We start from the raw sequence: 9049 nt of genomic DNA, 5'->3' as shown, positions 1-9049 counted from the left end.
CAGCTTGTCCGGCGTGATCGGCAGTTCGCGGACACGCTTTCCGGTAGCGTGGAAAATGGCATTGGCGATCGCTGGCGCGACGCCGACCAGCGCGATCTCGCCGAGGCCTTTCACGCCGAGCGGGTTTACGTGCGGGTCGTGCTCGTCGACGAAGATCACGTCCATGACAGGCGGCGCGTCGGCGTGCACCGGCACGGCGTATTCGGCGAGATTGGCATTGGTGACGCGCCCGTTGCGGGGGTCGACAACCGAGTGCTCCATGAGGGCCATGCCGATGCCGCCGATCATGCCGCCGATGCACTGGCTGCGCGCGATCTTCGGGTTGACGACGCGGCCGGCGCCATAGGCGCCGACCATGCGCCGCACGCGCGTCTCGCCGAGATCGGGATCGACGGCAACCTCCACGAACACGGCGCCAAAGGCGTGCATGGAAAACCGCTTCGTCTCATCTCCGGGAGCGACGTCGGCGGTTGCCTCGATGACTTGGCCGAGACGCTCCATGGCCTCTTCAAGATCGTTGGAGCCGGCGCGTGCCAGCGCGTCGTCGCGCGCCTTGCGGCAAGCCGCCTGCACCGCACTGCCGACGCTCGCCATGGTCATGGAACCGCCGTGGATAGGGGCGCGCGGCAGGCGGGTGTCGCCAAGCGTGAACTTGACCCGCTCGATCGGCAGGCCCAGCGTGTCCGCCGCGACCTGCGTCATCGATGTCCATGTGCCGGGTCCCATGTCGCTCGCTGCGCTCATCACTTCGGCAGTGCCGTCCGGCAAGAGCCGGGCCATGGCCGAGGCGGGTGCATAGTTCATCGGATAGGTGGCGCTGGCCATGCCCCAGCCAATCAGCGAGCGCCCGTCGTGCATGGAGCGCGGCGCGGCGTTCCTTTGTGCCCACCCGAAACGCTCGGCGGCGGCCCGGTAGCATTCCCTGGTCGAACGGCTCGAGAACGGGAGATCCCTAAATTCGTCCCGGTCCGGCTCGTTGCGCAACCGCAGTTCGACGGGATCCATGTTCAGCGCGACCGCCAACTCGTCCATGGCCGATTCCAGGGCATACATGCCGCTCGCCTCACCGGGCGCGCGCATGTAGGTCGGCGTGTGGACGTTCATCGGCGCGATGCGATGGCGCGTGTGGACGTTCGGGCAGGAGTGCAGGAACCGGGTCGCGCTGAGCAGCGCCTCGGTGAACTCCTCGTAGGTCGAGGTCTCCTGGTGGCCCTCGTGCCGGATGGCCTGGAGCTGGCCGTCACGGGAGGCGCCAAGCGCGGCCCGCTGCACCGTGTGAGGACGGTAGCCGACGCCGTAATACATTTCGCGCCGCGACAGCACCAGCTTGACTGGCCGTCCGGCTACACGGGCGCCCAGTGCCGCCAGCGTGACATGCGGCCAGCAGCGCAGCGCCGAACCAAACGCGCCGCCGACGAAGGGCGAGATGACACGCACGTTCTCGGCAGCGATGCCGAACACGGCGGCGATCTCCTCGGCAACATTGTGCACCCACTGTGTCTTGTCCCACAGGGTCAGGCTGCCGCCCTGCCACGAGGCAATGGTGGCGAACATCTCTATCGGATTGTGGTTCTCGCGCGGGATCACATAGGTCTGGTCGACCCGGAATTCCGCTTGTTCGAAGGCGCTGTCGGGTTCGCCTCGCCGTATCTCCCACTCCGCCGGTTTCCCGGTAGGCAGAACTGGATCGACGCTTTCCATGTCGGTGGCCGCCGCTTCGTGCCGGTAGGTAACCCGCACGACCTCCGCCGCGTAAACCGCCTGTTCAAGCGTCTCGGCGACCACCAGCGCGATCGGCTGGCCCTGGTGAGTCACTCGGTCGTCCTGCAGCACATGCAGGCGCTCGCCAACGGCTGCGTCGGGGAGGCCTTTGTGCGGCTGGTAGGCGAGGCGGGGCGCGTTGCGGTGTGTCACAACCGCGATTACGCCGGGCGCCCGTTCGGCCTCCGCCGTGTCGATGGCAATTTGGCCGTTCGCGACAATACTCCTGACGACGGCGGCATGGGCGAGGTTCGGCACCTCGAACTCGGCAGCATAGGTCGCAGCGCCAGTAACTTTCACGCGGCCATCGACGCGGCTGACGGATTTTCCGATCAAGGCAGCAGTCATGCGCGTGCTCCCGCGATTTCGACCGCGCAAACGATGGCGCGCTGCATGAGTTCGATCTTGAAACCGTTGTGGCCGCGACCCCGTGTGCCGTCTGCTGCAAGCGCCGCCGCCTGGCGGAGCACCGCTGGCTCGAAGTCGGCGCCCGCGAGCGCGGTCTCGACGTTCGGCAGGCGCCAGGGTTTCGTTCCAACGCCGCCGAGCGCTACGCGGGCCTGCCGGATGCGAGCGCCGTCCGTCTCGATTGCGACTGCGGCCGAGACCACGGCGAACTCGAAGGAGGCGCGATCGCGTACCTTGAGATAGTGAGACCGCAGTCCTGCCGCCCTGGCCGGGACCGTGATCGCGGTGATCACTTCGCCCGGTTCCAAAACGGTTTCGAGGTGCGGCGTATCGCGGGGAAGGCGATGGAGATCGGAGAGCGGCACGGAACGGTCACCGCCAGCTCCTCGGAGCTCGACCGACGCATCGAGCGCCACCAGGGCAACCGCGAGGTCCGACGGGTGAACGGCGATACAGTTGTCGCTCGTGCCGAGCACTGCGTGCCAGCGGTTCTCGCCGTCCAGGGCGGCGCAGCCGGAGCCAGGCACGCGCTTGTTGCATGCCTCGTAGCCGACATCGCGAAAGTAGGGACAGCGTGTGCGCTGAAGCAGATTGCCGCCCATGGTCGCTTGGTTGCGGACCTGCGGGCTCGCCGAATTCAGCAGCGCCTGGGATATCAGAGGGAACTGCTCGACCACAGCTTGATGGGCGGCCACCTCCGCCATCGTGGCGGCGGCGCCAAGCCTCAGGCCTTGCGGACCGATCTCGATGCCGTCGTCGAGAACTCCCGCGAGGCTCACAAGCCGATCCGGTCGGCGGACATACTCCTGCAGAAGCTGCACCATGTCGGTGCCGCCGGCGATGTATTCGACCGGCGCATCATTGCGGCCGGCTTGGGCGCCGAAGCTGAGTGCGGCAGAGAGATCCCGCGGACGTTCGAGCACAAAGGGATGCATGGCTCAGCCCTCCTGCGTCGAGTTGGACACGGCAGCCGCGTCCTGGATGGCCGCGACGATATGGTCGTAGGCGCCGCAACGGCACAGATTGCCGCTCATCCATTCGCGGATCTCCTGCGGCGACCCGGCATGGCCTTCGCTGATGCAGGCGACGCCGGCCATGATCTGCCCCGACGTGCAATAGCCGCACTGGAAGGCATCGCGCTCGATGAAGGACGCCTGCAACGGGTGGAGCTCATCGCCCTGCGCCAATCCTTCGATGGTTTTGATTTCGCGGCCCTGAGCGAGCGCCGCGAGCGAGAGGCACGCCTTCACGCGCATGCCATCCATCAACACCGTGCAGGCGCCGCATTGGCCGAGGCCGCAGCCCTTCTTCGAGCCCGTCAGATGCAGGTGCTCGCGCAGCGCATCCAGCAGCGTCGTGCGCGGGTCGAGCGAAAGCCGGTGCTCCGTCCCGTTGATGCGCAGCGACACATCGAGCGGCGCCGTCGCGGCGCCGGCAGCCTGTGCCAGCGCCGGAGAAATAGCTCCGGGCACGAATTGTTCTCCTAAAAGAGCACCGCCAGTCACAGCAGCCGCTTGCATGAGCTCCCGGCGCGTTATGTCCGAACTGGCTGTCGAAGTTCTTTGGCTATCAGACATGTCGATTGTCGCTTTCGTGATGATCCGCCAATTCGCGGCCCAAGATATGGATGCCCCCCGGCCCGAAGACACGCTGGGTGCGTGTGCGACGCTAAAACCTTAGAGCGCTTGAGGCGCCTTGATTAGCGCCCGCTCCCCGATAGGACCTATCGGTCGGGGCCATGAATGGCAGCGACGCGAATGAACTGCCGCCGGTTCTTCCTTCATCGTCATTGCTCAGACGGGGTTCGCGCCACCGTCCGGAATTTGCGGTGCTCTCGGCAATCGCGATCGATTGAGTGTGTGCAGTTCGCTCGATTAGTCCGTATAATCCGCACAAACTTATGGGGCGGAGCCATAAATGCAGCGCGGACGAACCGATATGCTTCTGGCCTTTCTGGCGGTCGCGCGGGAGGGCAGCTTCACGCGCGCCGCTGCGCAGCTCGGAATTTCGCAGTCCACGCTCAGCCACACGGTCCGCGATCTGGAAGAGCGGCTGGGCATTCGGCTGCTGACGAGAACGACCCGCAGCGTTTCACCTACAGAGGCCGGCGAGCGGCTGCTGCGCAATATCGGCCCGCGCTTTGAGGAGATCGAGGCGGAGGTCGACGCGTTGAGCGAATTGCGGGAGAAGCCCGCCGGCACCATTCGGCTCACGGCAAGCGATCACGCGTTCAACGCCGTCATCTGGCCGAAGCTGGCGAAGCTCCTGCCGGACTATCCCGACGTCACGGTCGAGGTCTTCCTCGACAACGCACTGACGGATATTGCTGCCGAACGGTTCGACGCGGGCGTGCGAATGGGAGAGCGTGTTGCAAAAGACATGATCGCGGTGCGCGTCGGACCGGACATCCGCTTCGCCGTCGTCGGGACGCAGTCGTATTTCGCCAGGCGGCCGCCGCCAACGACGCCGCAGGAGCTGACCGACCACGTTTGCATCAACCAGCGCTTTTCCATCAATGGCGGGCTTTGGGCCTGGGATTTCGAGCGCGATGGTCGCGAGCTGAAGGTGCGGGTGGACGGCCAGATTGTCCTCAATGGCACCCTCGAGATTCTCGAGGCGGCGCTGGCTGGTTTCGGCCTCGCCTATGTGCCGGAGGATGTCGCGGAGCGTCATCTGGAAAGCGGCCGCCTGATGCGGGTGCTTAAGGAGTGGTCCCCGCCCTGGCCGGGATATCACCTCTACTATCCAAGCCGTCGCCAAGCGTCGCCGGCTTTCGCCCTGCTCGTCGATACGCTCCGCTTCTCGGGTTGAGGCCATGCAGTCCTATTGAGAACCAATCGAGCCGTGACATCCGCCGAAGAATGCGGCGGCCCAGAATAAAAGCGCTCTGTAGCGATCCTTCGCGCCCCCTCTGTCCTGCTCTCTTTGCCCAAGACCCGACATCTCCCCCACAAGGAAGGGAGATTGGCAGCTTCGCGGACAGCGTCCTTTTGCAAGGTTGGTGGTTGGCGAAATCATTGATGAAGGCCAATCTCCCCCCAAGTGGGGGAGATGTCCGGCAGGACAGAGGGGCGCTGTCCCGCCGCGATCAAAGGTTCCGCACCGCAGCAGCGCTCCGAGGTAACGGCCGATGATTTCGGGCCAGCCGAGGCAAGCGGGTGCGGCATTTGCGTGCATCTGAAACTGTTCGCGACATTGCAGGGGCTTCTCTGCAGGACGAGGATGGCGAGGGCCGGCAAGGGAATCGATCCCGCGCTCACCGAAAAGCTCGCCATCCCGGTCCGCATCAGCCTTCGCTCGGCACGGGCGTGTTGAGCAGCTGCTGCTCCCACAGGTACGCCATGCCGCTGCCGGCCATGTGATCCTTGAGGAGCTCGATCAATGCAGGCAGGGTCTCGGCCCTCGTGTAGTCGCGCTGCCATTCGCACGCGAGCGCCATCCAGGTCATCATGTTGCAGCCGGCCGAGATCATGCGCTGGATCGCCACCTCATGGGCTTCAACCGACACGCCGCCGCAGGCGTCCGTGATGACCGTGACGTCCCATCCTTCGCCGGCAGCCTGGATCGCCGGCATCGCGACGCAGATCTCCGTGAACAGGCCGGCGATGATCAACTGCTTGCGGCCGGTCTTCTTGACCGCGTCGACGACCTTCTGGTCTTCCCAGGTGTTGATAAGCATCCGGTCGATCACCTCCTGGCCGGGGAAGACGTCGGTGATCTGCGGAAAGATGAGCCCGCCTCGGTCAGCGAGCACGCTCGTGAGGATGGTCGGTACGCTAAATGCCTTGGCGGCCTTCGCCAGACCCGTAGCATTGTTGACCGCCATATGCGGGTCGTGGCTGTTCAGGTTCGTGAGCTGGTAAGGCTGGTGGTCGATCAGAACGAGTACCGAGTCTTCGGGACGAAGAAGCGAATCAAGGCCGTTACGGCGGGTCATCAAGACTTCCTTTCTCTGCCGTTGTGGACGGCAATGGGTTCACGGGGAGACATGCGCCGCCGAGCGACGTTGCCTTGCCGCAATTTGCTGTTCCTTTGGGTGATGCGGTAGTGCCATAGTCAGGCAAGCTGTGTCGCGAAACGAGGAACGCCGAATTGGACATCGAAGATCTGCAGACATTCGTCGCAGTGGCCGATGCAGGGGGCGTATCGGCCGCAGCGCGCCGGCTCGGCGTCTCCAAGTCAATCGTCAGTCGGCGGCTCTTTCGGGTTGAAGCGGAGCTTGGCGTCCAGTTGCTTGCACGAACGACCCGCGGCGCCGCGCTCACGGAAGCGGGAATCACGTTCAGGGATCATGCGGCCCGGGCCAGCGCCGAGATCGACACGGCCAGGGAAACCATCCTCCCAACCGGTGAGCTGCGCGGCCGCCTGAGGGTTGCCATGCCGCTTACTTTCGGCGCGACCCACTTCGCCCCCGTGCTCGCGGAAATGGCGCGTCTGCACCCGAAGCTTCACATTCATACCTCCTACAGCGATCGCTTCGTCGATCTCATCGCAGAGGGTTTCGATTGCGCGATCCGGGGCGCCTACCTTCAGGACTCCAACCTGATCGCGAAGCGCGTCGGGCCGATCCATGGAAAGCTTGTCGCGAGCCCAGACTATATCGAAGCGCACGGGTCACCCGAGTCTCCAGACGAACTCGTCACCCATCAGGCCCTCATGCAGGGAACGGAAGCCTGGCAGTTCATGGATGGCGACAAGATTGTTACGGTCCAGCCGCAGGGCAGGTTCAAGGCTGACAGCGCCACGGCGCTTGCCGCCGCCGCAGTGGCAGGTCTCGGCATCGCCTGGCTCCCTGATTGCATCACGCATGATTATGTGGCCTCCGGCGCGCTGGTCCCGATCATGACACGCTATCCGGTACCTCCGGGGGCCGCATATGTCGTCCGACCGCCGGGTCAGCACCCCACACGGAAAGTCCGGGTGCTCACCGAGTTGCTGATCGAGTATTTCAAACAGAACCCGGATCTTTGGGGAGTTGATCGTTAGAACACGAACGGTTCAAAGCATTGTCAAGGAACCGTGTTCGACGGTCGCACTACGGCGAGCCGCTGAGCTCGACGACATTGCCCGCACGTTCCACTTACTGCGACACAGCTTGACGTATCATAGGACTAGTTGGGCAGACGGTCGCTCGCCAGTTTAGGCATTCGTCGGCCGAAAGCGTCCTTCCCGCTCGCGGGGTCCGGATTGATCGCAATCGGGCATTCGCATCGGCAAGGGCGAGGCCTCCCGGAAGCCCAAGAGAGGATGACGCTCATGAGTTGGAACCCGGCAATCGAACCGGGCGGCGGCGCAACGCTCAGCGGACCGCGCTATATCTGGTGGAACTTCGTCGCCTCCTCGAACGACCGCATCGAAGAAGCGAAGGCCGAATGGCGCGCCGAGGACTGGGGCAAGGGACGTTTCGGTCTCCCGATCGATGACCGAGATGAGCACATTCCCCTACCGGACTGACCGCGCTAGGAAGGAGGTCGCCTGGGCGCGGACCCGGCGTGGTTCAGACGAGATGACGCGTCGCGTGCCGGTATGTTCTGAATGGAGAAAGCAAAATGAGCAACGAGTGGCCCCACCTGGACTACCTCGGCGGGCGCGAGACGTGTTCGGCCCTGCATCTCTATTTGCAGATCGCCGGGAAATATCGCCTTGCTCATACCCCGTGGCTCAACCATTCCTGGAACGCGACCTTCTATGTCACGCCGCTCGGCCTGACCTCCTCGCCGATCCCCGACGGCCCGGGCATCGAGATCCTCTTCGACCTTCGGAACCATATGGTTGTTGGCACATGCGGCAATGGTCGCAAGGCATCGTTTGCGCTCGGGCCATCCACAGTCGCGGCGTTCCACGCCAATTTCGTGCAGTTGATTTCCGAACTTGGAGGCACGCCGACCTTTAACGGCAATCCGAACGAGGTGCCCAATCCCGTGCCGTTCACCGAAGATCATCGCGACCGGCCCTATGACCGGGAAGCCGTTCAGCGCTTCCATCACGCATCGGTGGCGGTCGACAGGGTATTCAATCGGTTCCGGACCTCCTTTCTTGGCAAGTCCAGTCCCGTTCACCTGTTCTGGGGCAGTTTTGACCTGGCCGTCACCCGCTTTTCAGGGCGGCGCGCGCCTCTCCATCCCGGCGGCATTCCTTCATTGCCCAACGATGTGGCCCAGGAAGCCTACGACCGCGAGGTCTCCTCAGCCGGTTTCTGGCCCGGCGGTGGCGGCATCGATTACCCGGCGTTCTATGCCTACGCCTATCCGGCGCCGAGTGGCTTCTGGGGCGCCTCGGTTCGGCCCGAGGGCGCGTTCTGGCATGAGGGCCTATCGGAATTCATCCTGCCGTACGACGCCGTTCAGTCGGCTGCAAATCCCGACGCGGCGCTTATGGAGTTTCTCGTCTCGACCTACGACGCTGCGGCCGATCTCGGAAGATGGGACCGCGACCTACTGGACTGCCTGCCGGGGCGGCGGGGTCAGGTGCGGCCGCATGACGCCGAGCAGCCGGGCCCTGCCTCTCCCTTGACCGTCGAAAAGGTCGAGCGGGAGGATACCGCATCGAAGGGACGCTACCGGATCCTCGTCGACGGCGTCGAAGCTGAGATGACCTATAGCCGGGCCGGCGAAGGGTTGATCATCATCGACCATACCGAAGTTCCAGCGGCGTTGCGTGGCCGCAAGGTCGGCGAGCGACTGGTACGCCAGGCGGTCGAGGATGCCCGGCGCGAAGGGGTCGCCATCATTCCGCTTTGTCCGTTCGCAAAAGCGCAGATCGACCGTCATCTCGAATGGCAGGACGTGCTGCGTCGGTCATAGGCTGCGCGCAACTTCCTCCACCCGCCAACGTACCGGATCCGACCGACTCCTACCACCGTTAGCGGCGGACGTAGTTC

General features: G+C 64.4%; 7 protein-coding genes and 1 pseudogene. 4 read left to right on the top strand and 4 right to left on the bottom strand.

Features of this window, described 5'->3' with window-relative positions:
- From AC0L2B_RS29965 to AC0L2B_RS29955, 3 genes are all read right to left on the bottom strand, one after another.
- Positions 1-2109, bottom strand: a 2109-nt coding sequence (locus AC0L2B_RS29965) for a xanthine dehydrogenase family protein molybdopterin-binding subunit (RefSeq protein WP_473747952.1), incomplete at its 3' end; no start/stop codon positions are given.
- The gene (locus AC0L2B_RS29960; protein ID WP_473747951.1) at positions 2106-3104 is read right to left on the bottom strand and encodes an FAD binding domain-containing protein; all 999 of its coding nucleotides are present in this window, start codon (positions 3102-3104) and stop codon (positions 2106-2108) included. The genes AC0L2B_RS29960 and AC0L2B_RS29965, both read right to left, overlap by 4 nt.
- Before the next feature lie 3 nt (positions 3105-3107).
- Positions 3108-3746 (bottom strand): (2Fe-2S)-binding protein, encoded by a 639-nt coding sequence (locus AC0L2B_RS29955; protein WP_027152089.1) that lies wholly within the window; start codon positions 3744-3746, stop codon positions 3108-3110.
- A 340-nt stretch (positions 3747-4086) separates the two neighbouring features.
- On the opposite strand from AC0L2B_RS29955, the gene AC0L2B_RS29950 reads away from it, so the two are divergent.
- Complete coding sequence (locus tag AC0L2B_RS29950; RefSeq protein WP_473747950.1) at positions 4087-4980, top strand: LysR family transcriptional regulator; 894 nt, start codon at positions 4087-4089, stop codon at positions 4978-4980.
- Positions 4981-5455: 475 nt separating this feature from the next.
- Here AC0L2B_RS29950 and AC0L2B_RS29945 read toward each other — a convergent pair whose 3' ends face one another.
- A complete protein-coding gene (locus AC0L2B_RS29945) occupies positions 5456-6106 on the bottom strand; it encodes a hydrolase (protein WP_473747949.1) in 651 nt (216 codons plus the stop codon).
- A 155-nt stretch (positions 6107-6261) separates the two neighbouring features.
- Between AC0L2B_RS29945 and AC0L2B_RS29940 the strand changes: the two genes are divergently transcribed.
- From AC0L2B_RS29940 to AC0L2B_RS29930, 3 genes and pseudogenes are all read left to right on the top strand, one after another.
- Positions 6262-7155 (top strand): LysR family transcriptional regulator, encoded by an 894-nt coding sequence (locus tag AC0L2B_RS29940; RefSeq protein ID WP_473747948.1) that lies wholly within the window; start codon positions 6262-6264, stop codon positions 7153-7155.
- Positions 7156-7455: 300 nt separating this feature from the next.
- A pseudogene (locus tag AC0L2B_RS29935) lies at positions 7456-7623 on the top strand (pirin-like C-terminal cupin domain-containing protein); the annotation flags it as partial.
- Positions 7624-7718: 95 nt separating this feature from the next.
- Positions 7719-8972, top strand: coding sequence for a DUF5996 family protein (locus AC0L2B_RS29930; RefSeq protein WP_473747947.1), 1254 nt, complete (start codon positions 7719-7721; stop codon positions 8970-8972).
- The last annotated feature ends 77 nt before the right edge of the window (positions 8973-9049 follow it).

This window comes from Mesorhizobium sp. WSM4815 (assembly GCF_055811575.1).
The sequence above is the reverse complement of the archived record's forward strand: the minus strand, read 5'-3'. Positions and strand labels throughout refer to the sequence as shown.